At 27.9% G+C, this 23117-nt stretch carries 21 protein-coding genes; 10 read left to right on the top strand and 11 right to left on the bottom strand.

Annotated features, from left to right (window positions below; all coding sequences use genetic code 11):
- Nucleotides 1-33: 33 nt before the first annotated feature.
- Entirely contained in the window at nt 34-1311 is a 1278-nt protein-coding gene (gene clpX / locus Bsans602_RS01275; RefSeq protein ID WP_500837299.1) for an ATP-dependent Clp protease ATP-binding subunit ClpX, read from the bottom strand.
- Nucleotides 1312-1457: 146 nt separating this feature from the next.
- Nucleotides 1458-2042 (bottom strand): ATP-dependent Clp endopeptidase proteolytic subunit ClpP, encoded by a 585-nt coding sequence (clpP, locus tag Bsans602_RS01270; RefSeq protein WP_500837383.1) that lies wholly within the window; start codon nt 2040-2042, stop codon nt 1458-1460.
- A gap of 1610 nt (nt 2043-3652) precedes the next feature.
- Here clpP and cyoA point away from each other — a divergent pair.
- From cyoA to Bsans602_RS01240, 6 genes are all read left to right on the top strand, one after another.
- Nucleotides 3653-4537 carry a ubiquinol oxidase subunit II gene (gene cyoA / locus Bsans602_RS01265; protein ID WP_500837298.1) on the top strand — a complete coding sequence of 295 codons (885 nt, stop codon included), beginning with the start codon at nt 3653-3655 and terminating at the stop codon, nt 4535-4537.
- Between the two features lie 76 nt (nt 4538-4613).
- Nucleotides 4614-6575: a cytochrome o ubiquinol oxidase subunit I gene (gene cyoB, locus Bsans602_RS01260; RefSeq protein WP_500837297.1), complete on the top strand. Its 1962-nt coding sequence runs from the start codon at nt 4614-4616 to the stop codon at nt 6573-6575.
- The gene (gene cyoC / locus Bsans602_RS01255; RefSeq protein WP_500837296.1) at nt 6568-7137 is read left to right on the top strand and encodes a cytochrome o ubiquinol oxidase subunit III; all 570 of its coding nucleotides are present in this window, start codon (nt 6568-6570) and stop codon (nt 7135-7137) included. The genes cyoB and cyoC overlap by 8 nt, the downstream gene beginning before the upstream one ends.
- Before the next feature lie 3 nt (nt 7138-7140).
- A complete protein-coding gene (gene cyoD / locus Bsans602_RS01250; protein ID WP_500837295.1) occupies nt 7141-7443 on the top strand; it encodes a cytochrome o ubiquinol oxidase subunit IV in 303 nt (100 codons plus the stop codon).
- Nucleotides 7444-7464: 21 nt separating this feature from the next.
- Nucleotides 7465-8334, top strand: coding sequence for a heme o synthase (gene cyoE / locus Bsans602_RS01245; protein ID WP_500837294.1), 870 nt, complete (start codon nt 7465-7467; stop codon nt 8332-8334).
- 185 nt (nt 8335-8519) lie between these two features.
- Nucleotides 8520-9680, top strand: a complete 1161-nt coding sequence (locus Bsans602_RS01240; protein ID WP_500837293.1) for an MFS transporter — start codon at nt 8520-8522, stop codon at nt 9678-9680.
- Nucleotides 9681-9858: 178 nt separating this feature from the next.
- On the opposite strand, the gene thiI is transcribed toward Bsans602_RS01240, so the two are convergent.
- Nucleotides 9859-11307, bottom strand: coding sequence for a tRNA uracil 4-sulfurtransferase ThiI (gene thiI / locus Bsans602_RS01235; RefSeq protein ID WP_500837292.1), 1449 nt, complete (start codon nt 11305-11307; stop codon nt 9859-9861).
- A gap of 433 nt (nt 11308-11740) precedes the next feature.
- Between thiI and Bsans602_RS01230 the strand changes: the two genes are divergently transcribed.
- From Bsans602_RS01230 to dxs, 4 genes are all read left to right on the top strand, one after another.
- Nucleotides 11741-11998, top strand: a complete 258-nt coding sequence (locus Bsans602_RS01230; RefSeq protein ID WP_500837291.1) for a polyprenyl synthetase family protein — start codon at nt 11741-11743, stop codon at nt 11996-11998.
- Nucleotides 11999-12080: 82 nt separating this feature from the next.
- The gene (locus Bsans602_RS01225) at nt 12081-12299 is read left to right on the top strand and encodes a hypothetical protein (RefSeq protein ID WP_500837290.1); all 219 of its coding nucleotides are present in this window, start codon (nt 12081-12083) and stop codon (nt 12297-12299) included.
- Nucleotides 12300-12305: 6 nt separating this feature from the next.
- The gene (locus tag Bsans602_RS01220) at nt 12306-12545 is read left to right on the top strand and encodes a hypothetical protein (protein WP_500837289.1); all 240 of its coding nucleotides are present in this window, start codon (nt 12306-12308) and stop codon (nt 12543-12545) included.
- A gap of 35 nt (nt 12546-12580) precedes the next feature.
- Nucleotides 12581-14449, top strand: a complete 1869-nt coding sequence (gene dxs / locus Bsans602_RS01215; protein ID WP_500837288.1) for a 1-deoxy-D-xylulose-5-phosphate synthase — start codon at nt 12581-12583, stop codon at nt 14447-14449.
- An 89-nt stretch (nt 14450-14538) separates the two neighbouring features.
- Here the strand turns inward: dxs and Bsans602_RS01210 are convergent, their stop codons facing one another.
- The 8 genes from Bsans602_RS01210 to tgt form a co-directional block, all read right to left on the bottom strand.
- The gene (locus Bsans602_RS01210; RefSeq protein WP_500837287.1) at nt 14539-15006 is read right to left on the bottom strand and encodes a phosphatidylglycerophosphatase A family protein; all 468 of its coding nucleotides are present in this window, start codon (nt 15004-15006) and stop codon (nt 14539-14541) included.
- A gap of 62 nt (nt 15007-15068) precedes the next feature.
- A complete protein-coding gene (gene nusB, locus Bsans602_RS01205; RefSeq protein ID WP_500837286.1) occupies nt 15069-15491 on the bottom strand; it encodes a transcription antitermination factor NusB in 423 nt (140 codons plus the stop codon).
- A gap of 32 nt (nt 15492-15523) precedes the next feature.
- Nucleotides 15524-15994 carry a 6,7-dimethyl-8-ribityllumazine synthase gene (ribH, locus tag Bsans602_RS01200; protein WP_500837285.1) on the bottom strand — a complete coding sequence of 157 codons (471 nt, stop codon included), beginning with the start codon at nt 15992-15994 and terminating at the stop codon, nt 15524-15526.
- A gap of 102 nt (nt 15995-16096) precedes the next feature.
- The gene (gene ribD, locus Bsans602_RS01195) at nt 16097-17224 is read right to left on the bottom strand and encodes a bifunctional diaminohydroxyphosphoribosylaminopyrimidine deaminase/5-amino-6-(5-phosphoribosylamino)uracil reductase RibD (protein ID WP_500837284.1); all 1128 of its coding nucleotides are present in this window, start codon (nt 17222-17224) and stop codon (nt 16097-16099) included.
- A 319-nt stretch (nt 17225-17543) separates the two neighbouring features.
- Entirely contained in the window at nt 17544-18467 is a 924-nt protein-coding gene (secF, locus tag Bsans602_RS01190; protein ID WP_500837283.1) for a protein translocase subunit SecF, read from the bottom strand.
- Nucleotides 18468-18530: 63 nt separating this feature from the next.
- Nucleotides 18531-20390, bottom strand: coding sequence for a protein translocase subunit SecD (secD, locus tag Bsans602_RS01185; protein WP_500837282.1), 1860 nt, complete (start codon nt 20388-20390; stop codon nt 18531-18533).
- A gap of 38 nt (nt 20391-20428) precedes the next feature.
- The gene (yajC, locus tag Bsans602_RS01180) at nt 20429-20776 is read right to left on the bottom strand and encodes a preprotein translocase subunit YajC (protein WP_500837281.1); all 348 of its coding nucleotides are present in this window, start codon (nt 20774-20776) and stop codon (nt 20429-20431) included.
- 66 nt (nt 20777-20842) lie between these two features.
- Nucleotides 20843-21955: a tRNA guanosine(34) transglycosylase Tgt gene (gene tgt / locus Bsans602_RS01175; RefSeq protein ID WP_500837280.1), complete on the bottom strand. Its 1113-nt coding sequence runs from the start codon at nt 21953-21955 to the stop codon at nt 20843-20845.
- Nucleotides 21956-23117 lie beyond the last annotated feature (1162 nt).

The following is a 23117-nucleotide window of genomic DNA, read 5'->3' as shown; positions in this document are numbered from 1 at the left end:
TTTTTTATTAACAGTGTTTTTAAAATAAGTGTTTTATTTAAAATCAGCTAATTTATTTTTATTATAGATTAATAGTGGTTTTGAATCTCCAAATACTACTGATTCGTCAATTATGATTTTATCTATATTGTTTTGAGAAGGTAATTCATACATTATATCTAGTAATATATCTTCTAAGATAGTTCTAAGCCCACGAGCACCAATTTTTCTTTTCATGGCATTATTAGCAATAGCAGTCAATGATGTTTCTGAAAATTCCAATTTTACTCCATCTATATGGAATAAAATTTCATATTGTTTTATTAAGGCATTTTTTGGTTCTTTTAGGATTTTTATTAATTCTTTTTCTCCCAGTTCATCTAAAGCAGAAATTATTGGAAGTCTTCCAACGAATTCTGGAATTAGACCAAATTTAATTAAATCTTCTGGTTCAATTTGTTTTAATAGTGAATATTCATTATTTTGGGGGGTATCGTTATTTTCTGAGATCTGAAAACCAATTGTACGTTTGTTAGTAGTACGTTGCTGAATAATTTGATGTAAACCAAAAAAAGTACCTCCACAAATAAAGAGAATATTAGTCGTATCTACTTGTATGAATTCTTGCTGTGGATGTTTACGTCCTCCCTGTGGTGGTACTGCAGTTATAGTTCCTTCAATTAATTTTAATAAAGCTTGTTGCACTCCTTCTCCAGAAACATCCCGGGTAATAGAAGGATTTTCTGATTTTCTAGAAATTTTATCTATTTCATCTATATAAATAATACCCTGTTGTGCTTTATTTACATCATAATTACATCGTTGTAGTAATTTTTGTACAACATTTTCTACATCTTCTCCTACATATCCTGCTTCTGTTAAAGTAGTAGCATCTGATATAGCAAACGGTACGTTAAGAAAACTAGCTAATGTTTCTGCTAATAACGTTTTTCCGCTGCCTGTAGGTCCGATTAATAAAATATTACTTTTAAATAATTTTATACCATTATCACATATACATACACCTTCATTACGTAAACGTTTATAATGATTATATACTGCTACTGCAAGCACTTTTTTAGTATGCTCTTGTCCAATTACATAATCATCTAAATGAGTCTTAATATCACAGGGTGTTGGAAATTTAATTAAATTTTCATTGATTACTTTATCTTTAAGTTCTTGATTAATTATATCTGTACATAAACCAATACATGTATCACAAATATGTGCTGATATTCCGGCAATTAATTTTAATACTTGATTTTGGTTTTTTCCACAAAATGAACAATATAATATATTTTTTGAATGATTTTGATGATTATCGTTCACAGTTTAATATCCTTACTTTTGATGCTGAAATCAATGTAAATGAACTGCAAATCTATTTGAAAGTAAAAAAAATAAATTCAGATATAAATTATGTTTACAGATAATGATGATGGTAAAATATAAAGCAAGTAATAATACGAATTTATTTATATTCGTTGGGTTAATACACAATCTACTAATCCATATTCCATAGCTTCATCAGCAGATAAAAAGCAATCCCGTTCTGTATCTTTGCTGATTTTATCAATAGATTGTCCTGTATGTTTTGCCATTAATTCATTTATATTATTTTTAATTTTTAATATTTCTTTGGTATGAATAGCAATATCAGTAGCTTGTCCCTGAAAACATCCTAATGGCTGATGAATCATAATTCGAGCGTTCGGCAAACAAAATCGTTTTCCTTTAGTACCAGAAGCTAATAGAAAAGCACTCATAGAAGCAGCTTGCCCCATACAAAACGTACTAATGTTGGGTTTTACAAATTGCATGGTGTCATATATCGACATACCTGCAGTTATTAATCCTCCTGGAGAATTAATATATAAATGGATGTCTTTTTTTGAATTTTCTGATTCTAAAAACATTATCTGTGCAACGATTAAATTAGCTATATTATCTTCTATTATCCCTGTCATAAAAATAATTCTTTCTTTTAGTAGTAAAGAAAATATATCATACACACGATCTCCTCGGATAGTTTGTTCTATTACCGTTGGTACTATTGCCATACTTCGACAACAATAAAGTGCTTTGAGATTATTTGCTGAATATTGCCATGGCATGCACTGTATCCTCCTTTGTTAGATATCTAATAAATAGAAGTATTATCGTAATCTTGATATAATACAATTCGTGGAAAATTTCAAATTAAATTTATAAGATCTGGTTTTTTATTAATTAAATAACTATGTTACAGTCTGTAATGACTTGTTATCTGTCAGATATTTATTATTATAATAAAAAATTTGTATATACATATATTGTTTCATTTCTATTGCAGTGTATATACAAATTTATTATCTACATTTTTTAAATGTATATTAGAACATGTAATCATAATGTATAAACTTGTTGAATGCAGTATCTTTTTTAAATTTTAATCGATTAAGAATAAAATAAATTGTTTTTAGCGTTAAAGAAGATCACAAATATGTTGCATAATTGTAATTTTGGTTTTAAATAATCGGTTTTTATGATAAATCAAGTTGATCTGATTTTTTAATTTAAGAATTGTCAATTCTTAAATTAAAAAATAATTAACATTAATATTTTAGATAATTTTATTGCATAATAATTTGGTTTCATACGATATCTGTTTTGGATTCTAAAATTAGATTTTATTAAAAGTTAAATGATTTTATTTTTAATTTTTATTGACACTGTGTGTTTTACTGATTTATTACTTTAAATGATTAAATATATATTATTAATATAGCAGGTAGTTTGATAGCACTAAAATGCTAGCACCATTTTTTGATATTTTATCTATATATTATGTTGTTGTATGGATTAGAATTTTTAATTTTATTCTTATATAATTCTAAAAAATTTAGAATTTTCATTCTTTAAAACGATAAGAAGAGCTGTATATTTTCATTAAATTTTATTAATAATATTCATGCAGAAACATTAATATTTGTATTAAAAGATGATTTTGTATATCATAAACTACGTTTATTAAATTACTTGTTTTGAATAATAAAACGTATGAGATTATAGTTTAGTTAAGTTTTTATTATAATTTTCTGGTAAATAATTACTTTATAATTTTAAAACGAAAAAATAATAATTTTTTAACATAAATCTTATACAAGCATATCTTTGAAAAAGGTACGCTCATTCGAGTGTGGTATTATGTTACATATAATGATATTTCAAAATAAGCATGGTAGTGTAGCTCGTTTTCATAAGTTTTTAATATTTTTTAAATAATTACGTGTGTATCTAATTTATTTGTATTAATTTTATAGATGAAATATAATCAGGAAAATATGAAATCGTGCAAAATTATAAACGCATATAATAAATCTATAATGTAATTATTAATTTCGTTAATCAATTTAAGTTATATAGCGTAGTAGTATTAGAATTAATTATATCTATCAATCCAAAATGTTTAAACGACCAATTTTAAATAACTGAATATTTAATTTTATTTATCTTATAGAAAGAAATTAATTTTGATTATAAACATATATAATTATAATTTCATGTTTATTAGGATATGACAAATACAGAATGCTTTTTAAGCATATATTAATTGATTTACATTAATAAAGGCTTGCGGTAAAATAGTCAATGTAGAAATTAAATATTTAATTACATTAAAATTTGTTGTATGAAATTCAGTGTATATAATATCAAAAAATATGTGTCTTGTTGCTTGCTGTATAGTTATATAGCAGTATTGAGTGGGTGTAATGATTTAGTGTTGTTATATCCTAAGGGGCAAATTGGGATAGAAGAACGTTCGTTAATATTGACCGCATGTGGATTAATGCTCATTATAGTTATTCCGGTAATTGGAATGACAATTTTTTTTACCGTAACATACAGAGCATCTAATATTAAAAATATAAAATATAATCCTAATTGGGTGAATTCCAGAAAAATCGAATGTGCGATATGGTTCGTACCCATTATAATTATTATTTTTTTAGGAGTGATAACTTGGGAATCGACTCATAAATTAGATCCTAAAAAACCTATTATATCTTCTGCTGTACAACCAATAATTATTGATGTCATATCATTAGATTGGAAATGGCTTTTTATTTACCCAAAACAAAATATAGCAGTTATTAATGAACTTGTTTTCCCAACATGCGTACCTATAAAGTTTAATGTTACTTCTAATTCAGTGATGAATTCTTTTTTTATTCCTCAATTAGGAGGGCAAATTTATGCAATGGCTGGAATGCATACAGAATTAAATTTAATAGCCAACGAAGTAGGACACTATAAAGGTATTTCATCAAATTTTAGCGGACAGGGATTTTCCAATATGAAATTTACTGTTTTTGTTACACAAACTGAAAAAGAGTTTGATCAATGGATACAAAAAGTGCAACAATCATCTTATCACATTAATAATATGTCAATTTATGAAGAGTTAGCTCAACCTAGCGAATATCATCCAATAATTTATTTTTCCAATGTACAATCTAACTTATTTTACAATGTGATTAATAAATTTAAACATCAAAAGAAAGAACATTTTTAATATTTAATTTTTAATGCCTTAATGTAAGAATGACATATTTTGAGCGATATTACAAATATGTAAGGATAATAAAGTAATGTTTGGAAAATTGACAACACACTCTATTCCATATGATGATCCAATTATTATGTCAACAATTGTTGTTATTCTTTTTATTGGAATAATACTTACTGGTAGTATTTCTTATTATAATAAGTGGCGATATATTTGGGATGAATGGATTACATCTGTAGATCATAAAAAAATTGGAATTATGTACATTGTAGTTGCATGTGTTATGTTTTTACGTGGTTTTGCTGATGCGATCATGATGAGAGCACAACAAGCTCTGTCTTCTTCTGGATTATATGAATTTCTTTCAGCTCATCACTATAATCAAGTAATTACTGCTCATGGTGTGATTATGATTATATTTATGGCTACGCCTTTTGTAATAGGATTAATGAATTTGATAGTTCCGTTACAAATTGGCGCACGAGATGTTGCATTTCCTTTTTTGAATTCTTTAAGTTTTTGGTTGTTTATGGTGGGTGTAATTTTGATAAATCTTTCTCTAGGGATCGGGGAATTTGCACAAACAGGATGGGCAGGCTATCCGCCGTTATCAAGTAAAGAGTACAGCCCTGGTGTTGGTGTTGATTATTGGATATGGAGTATACAAATTTCAGGAATAGGGACTACTTTAACTGGCATAAACTTTTTTACCACGATCTTGTACATGAGAGCTCCAGGATTGTCAATGATGAAAATGCCAGTATTTACTTGGACTGCATTGTGTACAAATACGTTAATTATTGCGGCTTTTCCGATTTTAACTGTTACTATTGCATTATTAACGTTGGATCGTTATCTGGGAACCCATTTTTTTACTAATGATTTGGGTGGAAATATGATGATGTATATTAATTTATTTTGGGCTTGGGGACATCCAGAAGTGTATATTTTAGTTTTACCTGTATTTGGTGTGTTTTCAGAAGTTGTTTCTACTTTTTCTCAAAAGAAATTATTCGGATATACTTCGTTGGTGTGGGCTACTATTGCTATTACCGTATTATCTTTTTGTGTATGGTTACATCATTTTTTTACCATGGGAGCAGGTGCCAATGTTAATGCATTTTTTGGTATCATGACTATGATAATTGCTATTCCTACTGGTGTGAAGATTTTTAATTGGTTATTTACTATGTATCGAGGAAAAATTATTTTTGCTTCTCCAATGTTATGGACTATTGGATTTATTATTACATTTTCTATAGGAGGAATGACCGGGGTATTATTAGCTGTACCTGGTGCTGATTTTGTATTACACAATAGTTTATTTTTAATCGCTCATTTTCATAACGTTATCATTGGGGGCGTATTGTTTGGTTGTTTTGCTGGAGCTACTTATTGGTTTCCTAAAGCTTTTGGGTATATTTTAAATGAACAATGGGGAAAAAGAGCTTTTTGGTTTTGGATCATTGGATTTTATGTAGCATTTATGCCGTTGTATATTTTAGGGTTTATGGGTATGACTCGTCGATTAAGTCAACATATCGATCCAATATTTTCATCAATGTTAATAACAGCGTCAATAGGTACTATATTAATTGGATTAGGCATCATGTGTCAATGTATCCAAATAATAGTCAGTATTTTAAATCGTGACAAGTATAAGGATTTAAATGGAAATCCATGGAATGGATCTACTTTAGAGTGGTCTGTGCTTTCTCCTCCGCCATTTTATAATTTTGCAATTATTCCTATAATAAATGATGATCGTGATGTGTGTTGGTATGTTCAAAATAATAAAAATATTAATTTTTATTCTGATCAATATAAATCAATACATATGCCTAAAAATACTTATTCTGGAATTTTAATATCTTTTTTTGGGTTATTATTTGGATTTGGCATGATTTGGTATATATGGTGGTTAGTTATTTTTAGTATATTTGGAATTATTGCAACCTGGATTATTCATACATTTAATGATAATACAGAGTATACTGTATCAGTAGACAAAATTAAAGAAGTTGAATATATACATAATGTATAAACACAATAATTTAAATAAAAAAACAATATTTGGTTTTTGGTTGTATATAATGAGTGATTGTATTTTATTTGCAAGCTTGTTCGCAATGTATGCAGTACTGTATAATAGCGTAGAAAGTTTTTATTCGGGTAAGGTATTTAAGTTACCTCTTATATTCGTAGAGACTTGTTGTTTGTTATTAAGTAGTTTTACTTATGGTAAGGTTATGATATATGCAGAAAAATTATATGTAAAACAAGTAAATATTTGGATGGGGATGACTTTTTTATTAGGCCTATTTTTTATTGGAATAGAAGCTTATGAATTTTTTCATTTAATTAAATCAGGATACAATCCACGTCAAAACGCATTTCTTTCTTCTTTTTTTACTTTAGTAGGAACCCATGGGCTACATGTAATGGCAGGACTTATTTGGATTGTAGTAATGATTGTACATGTTACATATCAGGGATTAACTAAAATTAATTATACACGATTGCAATGCTTGAGCTTATTTTGGCATTTTCTTGATATCGTTTGGATATGCGTATTTACTGAAGTGTATTTGATGGGAATGTTATAATTTATGAAAAATAGTTATACACATAATTCATATTTAATTGGGTTTATATTATCTGTAATTTTGACAATTATTCCGTTTTTTATGGTTGCATATGATATAACTAATAAAAAGATATTAGTGAACATCATTATATCGTGCGCAGTAATTCAGATTTTTGTTCATTTAATTTTCTTTTTGCATTTGGGAAACACATCTCATCAAGTATGGAATTTGATATCTTTGGTATTTACGGTGTTTATTGTTTTAATTCTTATATTCGGAAGTATATGGATTATGACTCATTTACATCATAATTTGATGATTTGAATAATCAGATAATTTTATTTTATGAAAAAATATTATTTACACTTAATAAAACCGAGGATTGTCATAGGAAATTTAATGTCGGTTATGGGGGGTTTTTTAATAGCATCACACGGTCATATGTATTATCTGTTGTTTATTAAAATGATTGTAGGGATGTCGTTAGTTATCGCTGCTAGTTGTGTATTAAATAACATTATTGATCGAGATATTGATTCGGTTATGGAAAGAACTAAAAACAGAGTATTAGTACAACATGGTACATTATTTTTAAATAAAAGTATATATTATGCAGTAATTTTAAGTATATTTGGTTTTTTATGTTTGAGTTGTACAAAAAATTTTTTAGTAGTATATCTAGGAGCGATAGGTTTACTTACATACGTCGGTATATATAGTTTATGGATGAAACGTAGATCTATTTATAGTGTAATAGTTGGAAGTATTGCAGGAGCAATGCCACCGGTAATTGGATATTGTACTGCTACACATCGATTTGATATAGGAGCCTTAATATTATTAATGATTTTTAGTTTATGGCAAATCCCACATTCTTATGCTATTGCCATCTTACGATTACATGATTATAAAGTAGCTCTAATTCCGACTGTTCCTATTAAAAAAGGGGTGAAGTTCACTAGGAATCATATAATTGCATGTATTATTGGATTTATGATAGCAACTATATTATTCACTATCATGGGGTATACTAGTTATATATTTTTAATAATAATTAGCATTATGAATTTATGGTGGTTATATATAGGATTCTATGGATATAGAATAATTAATGATGATAGTTTATGGGCAAAGAAAATGTTTCGATTATCTATTGTTGTTGTGGTATTTTTAAATTTGTTTTTATCTTTAGATCCTATTTTATTTCATATGTAAGTGATATGCATAAATCATATTTTAATATCACTTAGTGAAATTAATTACAACTATATCTGAAGTATCACTTTAAAAAATAGCTTGGAATTGTAATATTTGTAAATTGTTATATTAATATCCGTATGTATGGATATTAAAAAACTATATTAATTTGTACTTAGAATGTTTATATATTTCATGTTTTAATGACTAAAAAAGAATTACATATTATATTAGGATTGGGCATAATATTTGCGCTTCGTATGTCAGGCGTATTTATGGTTTTACCTGTCTTAACTCTTCATGTTACTTCTCTTACAGGAGTAAATGGATATTTAATAGGTATAGCTATTGGAATATATGGTTTAATGCAAATAATATTCCAATTACCATTTGGATTAATGTCTGATAGAATCGGACGTAAGTTTGTTATTATTGGGGGTTTGGTTTTGTTTGCTATTGGTAGTGAAATAGCAGCAATTACTGATAATATTTGGGGGCTTATTATTGGACGTGCACTACAAGGATCAGGGGCTATAGGCAGTTCATTGATAGCATTGTTATTAGAATCGATTCCAGAACAACATCATATAAAATCCATGGCTTCAATCGGAATAAGTTTTGGTATCACTTTTGCTATGTCTATGATTTTTGGTCCAGTAATTACAGATATGTTTGGATTAAACGGGTTATTTCACACTATTACTATATTAACTGTATTAGCTATAGTCTTTTCGTATATTGTAATAACACCAATTTCTATTTATCCTATAAAAAATAATGAAAATTTCTTTATTACGTTTAATAAAATTAAAAAAATATTTGTGCATTCTCAATTAGTAAAATTAAATTTTAGTATATTTTGCGTGCATACTATTTTAATACTAAATTTTATTGCTTTGCCTAAAGTGATAACAAATTTGGGATTTCCACTTGCAGTGCATTGGAAAATTTATAGTATTATTATGATTATATCTGCAATGACAGTATTTGCATGCTTTACATATTCTGAGGGTAAAAATTATACAGGAAAAATATTAATTATTTGTATGAACACTTTATTTTTATCTGAGTTCATTATGTTGATGAGTATGTGTCATTATCGAATGTTTTTGTGTGGTATGCAGTTATTTTTTATAGCATTTAATTTAATTGAAGCAATATTGCCTACTTTAATCAATAAAAACTCTCCAAAAAAATATAAAGGAACTACTATTAGTATTTATTCTATTGGACAATTTTTAGGGGTAGGATTCGGAGGAATTGTAGGTGGATTTTTATTAGAAATAAAAGGAATATGGTTGGTATTATTTTTTGCGTTAATTATATCAACGTTGTGTATTATGATGAGCTATATGTTACGATAATTTATTTCATACATTGTAAAAATTTTTATTTACATCTTAATAGTATTAAATATTGAAAGAAAACTTAGTTGTCCTTGCATAAAATTAAGGAATCAATAGTTATTATAAATACATATACTAAAATGTCTTTACGTAGTATGTTTGATATTTTTAATCAATTATAACGGGGTAATAATTATTAAGGTCGGTAAATTTTAATATTACGAAATCCTTGTTTGTATAGATACATTGCTTGTAAACGACTCATTATGCCGTGATCACAATATAGTGCATACGCTTTGTTTGGATCTAATTTAGAAAATTGATCGATTAATTTATAAAAAGGTATCTTTTTTATTTCTATATTATGTAAATGTAGGGGATTTTTTTTTTGTTCAGTTTCTGTGCGTATATCTAATATTATATCGTTGTGATTTAATATTTTTTTAGTTTCTACTTCAAATAAATGTTGATTGATTATCTGATCAGGAATATTTTGCACATCTATGATATAAGATTGAGATACTGCACGGTTTAATATGGTAAAATCAAAATTCTTTTCTTCAAGTTCGATGTGTTTTTTTGTAGTTTGTGCAGCTGATTTTTGAGATATTGTACCACAATATTCTGGAATAGATTTTGAAAATATTTCTGTTCCTATTTTTCGGGCTAAATTAATAATTTTTTCTTTGTCATAAGAAATTAAAGGTCGAAATATTATATGATTAGATACACTATCTATCAGCGCTAAATTACTCAAAGTTTGGCTAGATACCTGTCCTAATACTTCTCCTGTTATTAATGCAGGTATTTTCCATCGGTCAGCTATTAATGATGCAGAGCGTATCATCATACGTTTTAATACTATTCCTATTTGATTATCTTTTATTTTAGAAACGATTTCTTTAATGACTTCTGAAAAATCAATAGAAATAAATTTTATTTTATGAGAACTACTGAATTTTTTCCATAAATAATATATTATTCTAGATACTTCCATAGTATGGATAGGGGTTCCTAAATTAAAAAAACAATAGTTTACCTTACATCCACGTCGGATTAACATATAACTAGCAACCGCTGAATCAAATCCTCCTGAAATTAATGATATAAGTTCTTGTTGTGTCCCTATTGGTAATCCTCCTAACCCCTCAAAACGTTCGATAATTATAAAAAGTTGATTATTCTTAATTTCCAAATATATAATTTTTTCAGGTTTTATTAAATTGACTCTAGTATTATTTATGTGTTGACATAATTTTTTACCTAAATAATGTGCGACTTCCTGAGAAGTAAAATTATGTGTACCATGACGTTTAACTCGTACGCAAAAATCCTTTCCTGACAATGTCATATCACAGTTCAAACTAAGTATAATTTCCCTATAAATATCTTCTAAGGAACTAAATACACTCTCTCTAACTAATAAAAAATGATGAATACCAGGAATATTCATTAATATAGTACATATTTTTTGATTGTTATTAGATTTTATTTCAAGATAATCCCAATGACGTATAACTGATATTGATTCTTTATTTTTTTTTGAAATAGTCCTGATATTGGCAACAAGAATTTTTATAAAAAACATCCGTACAGCACGACTTTTTATTGTAATCTCTGGTGAAAATTTGATGATTATTTTCATATTAATGTTTTTGGTTTCTTAAAAAATACATGAGCATCAATACTTTATATTAAATCTATTATATTAAATTGAATATTAATCACCTTTAATATCATCTAATTATCTCTTGTATGGACACAAGAAGTCTAATGTATTATTTTATAGTTTGTTATAGTATTTATGCAAATGATATTTAAATTTGTTAAAATAGATCATAGTCATAATAACATATTAAATATTCTTATAATATATAATTATGTGTGAATGTAATTCAAGTAAGTATATATTAATCAGAGTTTAGTGTATAAAATTGAAATATTGTATTTATGTTTAATTTTTTGCCGAATTACATGATAGTCATAAACAAGTAGATGACGCTATCAAACACTATTTAGTTATATTTCTTAATCAGGAGATATCTATTCTTGCACAAGCAAAATGTTATAGTGTTTCATTGGGCGGAAAGCGATTACGTCCTTTTTTAAGAAAGTATCAAACAGTAAAATTAATAAGTATTAAATCGTCAAAACTTAATGCTCCAGCGGTGGCTATTAAATGTATGCATGCTTATTCTTTAATTCATGATGGTTCGCCTGCTATGAATAATGATAAATTACGAAGGGGATATTCGAGATGTCATATTAAATTTGGCATAGCTATTGCTGTTTTAGCGGGCATGCTCTATATACATTGGTTTTTACTATTCTTTTAAGAAGCACATATGCCAACAATTACAGACCAAGATCGTTTCAAAATGATTGCCACATTAGCGTCCGCCAGTGGCTCTAACGGAAATGTGTTTAGGACAGTCTTTAGGTTTAGTTAATAAAAATAATAAAAATATACCACCTACACAGTTAGAAATTATATACCAATATAAAATAGGATCGTTAATTCGAGCAGCAGTTCGTATTGAAATTTTATCGGCAGGAAATAAAAGTTATGACGTATTGGCGCCTCTAGAGTATTATGCTAAAACTATGCATAGGTTTAGATTTTCAAATGCAAGATGATATCATATGATGCTTTCGTTGAATGCATCATATGATAAAACGAAAGAAGGTCGCATACAAAGTATACAATTAAAACACAATAATACAAATACCTATTCAAAAGTATTTGGGTTAAATGCGGCCCGCTTTAAGGCTGAAGAATTATGTCGCGAATCATTAGCATCTTTAAAACATATTGCTAAATTAGGTTATAACACTAGTACTTTATCTGCATTTTCACGTTATATCATGAAACGTAGTGATTAATTTTTTCGAACATAATATATTACATATAATTTAATATGAACTGCAGCTTAAATAAATACTCCGTGTTAGGTTTAATTAACACTCCAAAAGAATTACGACGATTATCTGAAGATAATTTAATAAAATTATGCAATGAATTACGCCAATTTCTTTTAACTAGTGTTAGTAGATCTAGTGGACACTTCGCATCTGGATTAGGGACTATAGAACTTACTGTAGCATTACATTATATATATAATACTCCATTTGATTATTTAATCTGGGATGTTGGACATCAAGCATATCCACATAAGATCCTGACAGGACGTCGTGAGCTCATTTTTAGTATTAGGCGTAGGCATGGGTTACATCCATTTCCTTGTCGAGATGAAAGTGAGTATGATGTGTTGTCGGTAGGACATTCTTCTACTTCTATTAGCGCAGGATTAGGATTAGCAATCGCTGCAGAACGCGAAATGTTAGGACGTCGTACAGTATGTGTTATAGGAGATGGAGCAATAACTGCTGGTATGGCTTTTGAAGCAATGAATCATGCTGGATCTATTAAATCTGATTTATTGGTCATATTGAATGATAATGAAATGTCTATTTCAGAAAATGTGGGAGCGTTGAATAAGCATTATTCTTATATTTTTTCAAAAAAAATATGTTCTGATTTAAAATTAGATAGTAATAAAATATTATCTAATGGTTTTATGGCTAAAAAATTAATTGAGCATACGGATAACAAAATCAGTAATTTTGGCACGTCGAGTTCATTATTTACACAACTTGGTTTTAATTATATTGGACCTATCAATGGGCATAATGTATTAGAATTAGTACATACTTTAAGAAATATACGTAACATGAAAGGACCTCAATTTTTACATGTTATTACTAAAAAAGGTTTTGGATATAGACCTGCAGAAAAAGATCCTATTAAATGGCATGCAGTGCCAAAATTTGATCTTAAAATTGGATCATTACCTATAAAAAAGACTAAAGATATAACTTATTCTGAAATTTTTGGTGATTGGTTATGTCAAGTTGCAGCTCATGACAATAAAGTTATAGGGATTACACCTGCTATGAGAGAGGGTTCTGGAATGAATATATTTTCTCAAAAATATCCAAAACAGTATTTTGATGTGGCGATTGCTGAGCAGCATGCTGTAACATTTGCTGCTGGTTTAGCTATAGCAGGATATAAACCAGTTGTTGCTATTTATTCAACGTTTTTACAACGCGCATATGATCAAGTAATTCATGACGTGGCCATTCAAAGTTTGCCTATTTTATTTGCTGTGGATCGAGGCGGTATTGTTGGAGCAGATGGACAAACTCACCAAGGTGCTTTTGATTTATCGTATTTACGCTGTATCCCAAATATGATAATCATGGCTCCAAGTGACGCTTATGAATGCAAATTAATGTTATACACAGGATATTGCTATCCATATGGGCCTAGTGTTGTTCGTTATCCTAAAGGATATGCTGTTCCTGGTAATTCTGATTCGAAAAAATTATTTCCCCTTCCATTAAGTAAAGGTATAATACGTCGTCAAGGCAATCGTATTGCTATTCTTAATTTTGGCACTTTATTACGGTCGGCCTATAATGTTGCATCTGAATTAGATGCAACATTAGTAGATATGAGGTTTATTAAGCCATTAGATGAGATTTTGATAAAAACTCTTGCTAAAAATCATCAATTTTTAATAACTTTAGAGGAAAATGCAATAATAGGTGGAGCAGGAAGTGGTGTAAATGAGTTTATCATGAAAAATAAATTATTAATTCCGGTTTTAAATATTGGTTTGCCTGATTTTTTTATTCCTCAAGGTTCGCAATCAGAAATACTCTCTGAGCTTGGACTAGATAGTATAGGAATTTATAAAAAAATTATGGCATGGATGTATTAAATTATTATCGGTTGTGGTGTGATATTAATATATTATTAAATCGTAAATTAGTTTATAACATTATCGATACTTATTCTATAAAGAGCATCCTAATTATATAAATGCATCAGAGATAAAATAATACCAATAGATATGACACTTGCTAATATATCATCAATGATAATTCCGAATCCACCTTTTATTGTACGATCACACCAGGAAATTGGCCAAGGTTTTGTGATATCTAATATTCTGAATAATAAAAATGCAATAGTTATCCATAGCCAATTGTCTGTAGGGATTATAGTTAATATAGTCCACATACCAACGAATTCATCCCAAACGATTGATTTATGATCATGAATGCCAATTGTTTTAGTAGCTTGATCACAGAAAAATACTCCAAATCCTATTCCTGCGATCAGGAAAAAAAAATAAAATTGATACGGAAATAGATATATCGATGACCACCATATTGGTATTGCCAATAAAGATGCTACGGTTCCTACAGGTATGTAATCAATCGTTCCTACTCCAAAACCAGTAGCGAATAAATACCATATCTTAGATAATTTCATGTGACTTTATTATATTTAGCGGAAGGTATAAGTAAAAATATAAATTATTGTTTTATTAAAATTTATTTTGTATGAATATAAGTCTGCGCTGCAACTATTTTATCTAATACTCCATTTATAAACTTATGACTTTTTTCAGCTCCAAAAATTTTTACAAGTTCAATTGCTTCATTAATAGCAACTTTATATGGTATGTCATTACATTTTATCAGCTCGAACAATGCGATACGTAAAACTACATGTTCAATATATCCTAATTTTTCTAAATTTCGGGATAAATGCGGTATCATTAATTTATCTAGTTCTTCGGCACAGCGTATTACTCCAATATATAATTTATGAAAATAAGAAATATTGAAATTTTGGATATCTCGTTCTGTTATAATATAATTTTCTATTTCTTTAGCATTATTTTTAGATAATTGCCAAGAATACAATGCTTGTAACGCACATTCGCGCGCATGTCTTCGACTAATTGTTTTCACATAATTCCTTTTATAATCTTATATAAGTAAAACTATTTTTTAATTATTTGTAATATATTAATCATTTCTAAAACGGCTAAAGCAGCTTCTGATCCTTTATTATTAGCCTTGATACCTGAACGTTCTATAGCTTGGCTAATATTGTCTGTAGTAAGTAATCCAAATCCAATGGGCAGTGTATTTTTTATTGAAATATTGGACAAACCAGCACTACATTCTCTTGCAATTAATTCAAAATGTACAGTAAGTCCACGAATCACGGTTCCTAGAGCTATGATTCCATCATATTTGTAGCTAATAGCTAATGCTTGTACAATTAATGGCAATTCATAAGCTCCTGGAACCCATACTGTAGTTATGTTTTCATCTTTTATATGTCCGATTCTTTTTAAAATGTCTAAAGCGCCTTCAAGTAAATTATTATTAACGAAACGGTTACATCTAACTACAGCGATGGCAATTTTTGATTTGTTTGATGTAGTACTACCTTCAATGACATTCATAATAATCCTTACTATTTATCTATTATGTGAATTATATTATTTATGTTTGTGTATGGGATATATTGTAACACAAACATAAAAATAACTGATAAGTACAATATATTATATGTGTTTTGGTATTAATCTTAAACGAAGATCTGGTCCAATATTTTTGATATCAATTAATTTAAAAGACTTAATATCATGAAGACATTTAATATTCGGTAATACACACAAAGGTCGTGCATCAGATCCTAAAAATTTTATAGCTTGGTATAAAATAAGTTCATCTACTAATCCGATATTCAACAGTATTCCTGAAAAGGTAGCTCCTGCTTCTACCCAAATATTGTTGATTTCCCGATGCGCAAGATTTTGCATTAGTTCTATAAGATTTACGTAAGGACGGCCATAGTAATTAATTGATGGCAGTAATAGTTGTTCTACTGTTGGAGGCCAATCTCGGTGATCTTTTTTTAAACGAACAAGCAGAATTCTTCCTTCACATCGTATTATGCGATGTGAAGGAAGAATTCTATTTGAGCTATCAATAATTACTCGTAATGGTTGTCTAATCTCATTATGTGCATAAATACATTTAATCTCATCTGAAAAACACGACCAACGTACATTCAACTTTGGATTATCTGCTAAAACGGTACTAGCAGTAGAAAGAATGATATCACTTTCTGCGCGAAAATGCTGAACATCTTGGCGTGACTGAATAGATGTAATCCATTTACTTTCCCCAGAAGACATAGCAGTTCTACCATCTAAAGATGCAGCTAATTTTAATTTGATCCACGGGAATCCAGTACGTATACGTTTGATGAATCCTCGATTTATTGATTCTGCTTCAGATAACATAAGATTATTATATTCTACTTCAATGCCTGCTTGTTTTAGTAAACGCAATCCTCTGCCTCTAGAATAACAATGAGGATCTAGCATAGCTACTACGACACGTTTAATTCCTGCGTTAATTAGAGCAGAAGTACAGGGAGGAGTGCGTCCATAATGGCTACATGGTTCTAAAGTAACATAAGCAGTTGCTCCTTGTGATAAATTCCCAGCAACACGTAATGCATGTATTTCAGCATGTGCTTCTCCAGCTCGTATATGATATCCTTCTCCTACAATTTTATTATCGCGAACAATAACACACCCTACGTTAGGATTAGGCATTGTAGTAAAGCGACCTTTCCATGCCAATTGTAATGCTCGTGTTAAGTATGTTTTGTCATGCAGCATGATGGATCTGTCTTAGTATCCACAAGATTATAAAACTAAATGTAATTTTTTATATGAGTTTGATTGTATCAACAATAATTATTTATATTTGATACTATAAGAATACATTTATTTAAATCTTTTGATTACGTTATTACTCATGTTTAGCGAAAGTTGAAATTATAATTATGCATGTAGATAATTTATATGGTATATAGATTATTATAGACATAACTTTTTAAAATGTAATTATAGATTGATTGTAAGTTGTATTCTAAAAAACAATTACATATTTAGTTCGTCAACTAAAAAATATAAAATATATCAGTAGTACAACATTTCATTTGATTTGGAGTTGTTTTTTAATAAAATGATTACGTGTAGTTCCAAGTTTAAATGCTAACGTTGAAGCAATAAATATAGAAGACATTGTTCCAATAATAGAGCCAAGTAGTAAAGTTATTACAAATCCACGTAACATAGTTCCTCCGAAAATTAATAATATAAACAGTACTATAATAGTTGTAACTGAAGTGATAATGGTTCTATTTAGTACTTGACTTAACGATATATTAAAAATATCTATAGATTTTACTATAGATATGCGACGGAAATTTTCTCTAATTCTATCAAAAATAACAATTTTGTCATTGATAGAGTAGCCAATCGCTGACATTAGGGCAGCAATGATAGTTGAATCTATCTTTATGGCTATTAAAGATAAAGTACCTGAAATAATTATTATATCATATACTAAAGATACAACAACTCCAGTAGCTAATCTCCATTCAAAACGAAGCGTTATATATATTAAGATGCATATTAATGCTACTAATAAGGCTATTATTCCTGTATTTATTAATTGGTTATTAACACTTGGGCCAATCCAATTTGTTTGTTTAATAAAAAATTTTTGAGCAATGGTCTTTTCTAAAATATGTAAGATATTATTTATCGTATTTTGATTAATCTGATGTTTATTTGAATCCAACGGGACTCGTATTCCTATATTTTTAGGGGTACCAAAATGTTGTACTATAATTTTTTTAAATCCTGACTGCACTAAAATATTTTTAATGTTAATAGGATCTATATTTTTTTCTGAGATAATTTCAATTAATATACCTCCGGTAAAATCTAACCCCCAATTAAAGCCACGTACCACCATCGTGCAACATGAAATAAGAAATAAAGATATTGATAAAAAAAATATTACGCGTCTCCATGAGAGAAAATTATAAAATTTATAGTAAGTATCATTCATTTTAATAGATTAAATTAAAGTTATATCAACAATATAATATGTAATTTTAAAAATTCAATAAAATTAAATAGATAGTTTATTAACGTTTTTTTTTCCATAAACCAAATTAACAACAGCACGAGTACCAATAATAGATGTAAACATTGACGTCCCTACCCCAATAATTGTAGTAATAGCAAATCCTTTAATTGGTCCTGTTCCAATTAAATATAATATAATAGAGGTGATAATAGTTGTAATATTTGCATCTACAATGCTAGTAAATGCCTTACGATATCCTGTATGTATGGCATATTGCACCGGTCTACCTTGTCTTAATTCTTCTTTGATCCTTTCATTAATTAATACGTTTGCATCTACAGCTACAGATAAAGTCAATATGATCCCTGCTATGCTTGGCATAGTTAATACCATACCTGGAATTATAGACATTGTACTGATCATAAGTATTAGATTAGCAATGAGCGCAATGCTAGCAATTAATCCAAAATAATGATACCACAGTATCATAAAACATATAGAGGTTAACATGCCTAAAATACATGCAGTAAATCCCTGTATAATATTTTTTTTACCAAGCATAGGGCCGACAATTCTTTCTTCTTCAACATAAATAGGTGTTATTAGGGTTCCCATACGTAATAATAGTGACAAATGACGTGCTTCATTTAAATTATTGATTCCAACAATACGGAAACTATTACCTAATTGAGATTGAATAGTGGCAATATTGACAATTTTTTCATGTTTGATGAGAAGTGGATGACCTTTAGAGTCTTTTTCTCCGCTATCTTTATATTCTATAAATAAAGTAGCTATAGTTTTTCCAATATTATTTTTGGTAAAATTTGAAATTATAGTGCTACCTATTTTATTTAAGATAATATTTACTTGAGGACGGTTATATTCATCTAAACTAGTATTAGAATTTACAATATAATTTCCAGATAAAATTATTTGTTTATATAATGGTACTGAATAGCCATTATTAGTCAGTTTTATTTCAGAATCTTCTGGAATTAAATTATTATTCATTTCAAAATCACTTATTGATGAATTAACTAGTCGGAATTCTAGGCTTGCTGTTGTACTAAGTATTTTTTTAACTTTTTTAATATCTTGTATACCGGGTAATTCTATAATAATACGATCAGTTCCGTGACGTTGTACTAATGGCTCGGTAATACCTAATTGATGTATACGATGATATAAAATAGTAGAATTTTGTTGTACTGCATGTTCACAAATTTCATGTTTTTTCTTTTCAGAAAAAATAACATGTAACTTGTTGTCTTCTATTCTATGTATTATTAAATCATGATCTATTTTAGATAACGGTATAATTGCTTTATTTCTATCATTAGAATCTTGAAAAGTAATTTCAATTCCATGATTTTTAATTTTATACATTTTTATATAGGAAATTGTTTCTTCAGATAAGATAGTTTTTAAAGTATCAATATGTTGTTCTTGCAATTTTTTTAGCAAAATTTCTGTATTTACATGTATTACAAAATATATTCCCCCACGTAAATCTAATCCTAATTTTATAGGCTTAGCTTTTATTATAGACAACCAATACGGTGCTGATGGGGTAGTACAAAGAAATATTTGATATTTATTTATAAAAATAGTTGATAATTTTTGATAAGCTTTCAGTTGATCTTTTTCATGAAAAAATTGTATTAAAATTTTATTTGTTTGTAATGAAATGGATTTATTAGTGATTTCTTCGTTTTCTAGTATTTTTTTAATTTTTGATAATAAAATATTATCAAATGTTTGATGATTTTCTTCTGTAATATGTTGAGTAATATATATTGTAGGATTATTTCCATATAAACTAGGTAATGCATAAATTAGACCAGTAATGAATACTAGTATAACCGCAAGATATTTCCATAAAGAATAATGATTTAACACCAGTTTTTATCTCAAGGTACATAATATTAAGATAAGAATTATAACGCTTTCATCGTACCTTTAGGTAAAATGGCAGTAACACAATCGCGTTTAATCAATATTTCATTACCGCTAGTATCATTTTTTTCGTTAAGAATAATAAAAATATAACCTGTTTCTGTAATTTTAACTACACGACCTATTAGTCCTCCGTTGGTTAGAATCTCATCTCCTTTGGAGATAGAACTTAATAATTCTTTATGAATTTTATTACGTTTTTGTTGTGGTCTAAAAATCATAAAATAAAAAATTCCAGCAAATATTGCTAACATAATTGCTAAAGAATACGGGTTGCTCTGGGAATTAGAAGTGGTACTTGCCCAAGCAGTGTTGATAAATATATTCATGTATACTTCCTATGATATAAAATAGTTGTTTTATTGGTTTAATGTAAAAAATATTAAATTTTTAAATTAGTATTCAATATGATTGGCGCGCTGATAAAAGATATCAATAAAATTTTGTAATGATTTTATTTTTATAGCCTGGCGCAATCCCTCCATTAAATTCTGGTAATATCGTAAGTTATGAATGGTATTTAAACGTACACCAAGAATTTCTTTACAACGATCTAAATGATGTAAATACGAACGACTATAATATCGACAAGTATAGCAATCACAGTTTTTATCTATCGGAGACGTATCTTGTTTATATTGTGTATTACGAATTTTAATTATTCCATCAGAAACAAATAAATATCCATTACGAGCATTACGCGTGGGTATAACACAATCGAACATATCAATGCCTTGACGTACGGCTTCTATCAAGTCCTCTGGTTTACCAGCTCCCATCAAGTAACGTGGTTTATTTTTAGGAATCATTTTACATACGTGAGATAAAATACGATACATTTCTTTTTTCGGTTCGCCTACTGATAAGCCTCCTATTGCATATCCATCGAAACCGATATTTATTAATTCTTTTGTCGATATATCTCTTAAATGTTCATACATGCCGCCTTGAATAATAGCAAATAACATATTTGAATTATGTAATCTATCAAAACGCAAACGACTACGTTCAGCCCAGTGTAAAGATAGATCTACTGATTTTTTTATATAATCCCAAGTATTAGGATAAGATGAGCATTCGTCAAATATCATAACTATGTCAGATTGTAAATCGTGTTGAATTTCTATAGACTTTTCCGGAGTTAAAAACACGCGATGCCCATCGATTGGGCTCTTAAAGTATACTCCTTCTTTTGTAATTATGCGCGTTTTACTTAAACTAAATACTTGAAATCCTCCTGAATCTGTAATTATAGGGCCCATCCAGCTCATAAATTTATGTAAATTACCATGTAATTTTATAACATTTAAACCAGGACGTAACCACAAATGAAAAGTGTTACTTAAAATAATTTGTGTTCCACTTGCTTTAATTTCTTCCGAAGTTAGTGTTTTTATAGATCCATAGGTTCCTACTGGCATGAAGGCAGGCGTATCTACTATTCCTCGGCTACAAATAAGTCTACCAAGTCGAGCGCAGCCATCTGTTTGTAATAATTGAAATGTCATAATTTTTATCCTAATTAAACAAATATTTATCAATCAAATACAAATATGGCAGTAAGTGTCTATAAACTTGGATAAGTTATTATGTATCTACATTTAGATATATTATAAATAAAATGCATTGTTTTGTATAATTATGTACTTATTGTTTGTATAATATAGCGCATGGGTTTTTAATAAACATATGATGATAGTTTTTATTTCTTGGTATGATAGTTATTAATTTTAATAAATACAATCGTTTAAATATATCATTAAAGAGTAAAAATTAATAATCATGTTACATATGATACATATTGATGTAGTATTCGGTTTCTTTATGTTAGTTAATTTATATCAATTATTTAATACATATATTTTATTTTAATGTAATATTAACTATATCGGTTATGAATATCTGTATATGTTTATTATATCGGTCCAGTGTTATCTGGATAATTTGTATTAATTAATAAAATAAGATGATTTATATAAGGTTTATGAGACTATTTTCATATTATTGTGTTATTTGGTCAATAAAAAATTATCAGAAATCTCACTTGATTATTGAAATGATCATTAAAACTTAGGTTAAATGTTATAACTTTTAATATGTTATGTATTATAATTTGTTTTGTTTATGTATTAAGATGCGATTAGATAGACGCTCAGTTAGTTAGTATTGTTTGATATTATATGTGTAATTATTAATTATCGTTATTAATAAATAAACTTTATAAAATATTTTATAAAGATTATTAAGTCTATATCTGCTATTTTAACGTGTATATTCTTATTGTTGAATGGTATTAAATTATATAGACATCAATTTTATTAATTGAAGGATCATATATAATTAATGTTGCCACAAAATATTAATTTTTCTCTATTATATATTATATAATTTAACTAGCACTATTTTAATCTTATTAAATATTAAATTATTCTAATGCCAATTTTAAGGAGACTTAACCCATATAATGTGACTATTAGGTAATGATCCTCTTAATACAGTTATAATTAATTAAATTTTTGTTTACATGTAGATGTTTAATAATTGAGTGTATACTCAACTTAAATAAAAGTCCGAATTTTTTCATAAAATTTCACTAAAACATTTGTTTTTAGTGAAAAATTTTAATAAGTTTGTCATGAAGTAATTTAATATATAAATAATTAATGGATA

This window comes from Candidatus Blochmannia sansabeanus (nom. nud.) (assembly GCF_059935345.1).
Note: the sequence above shows the minus strand (reverse complement) of the source record. Positions and strands in the feature narration are given on the sequence as shown.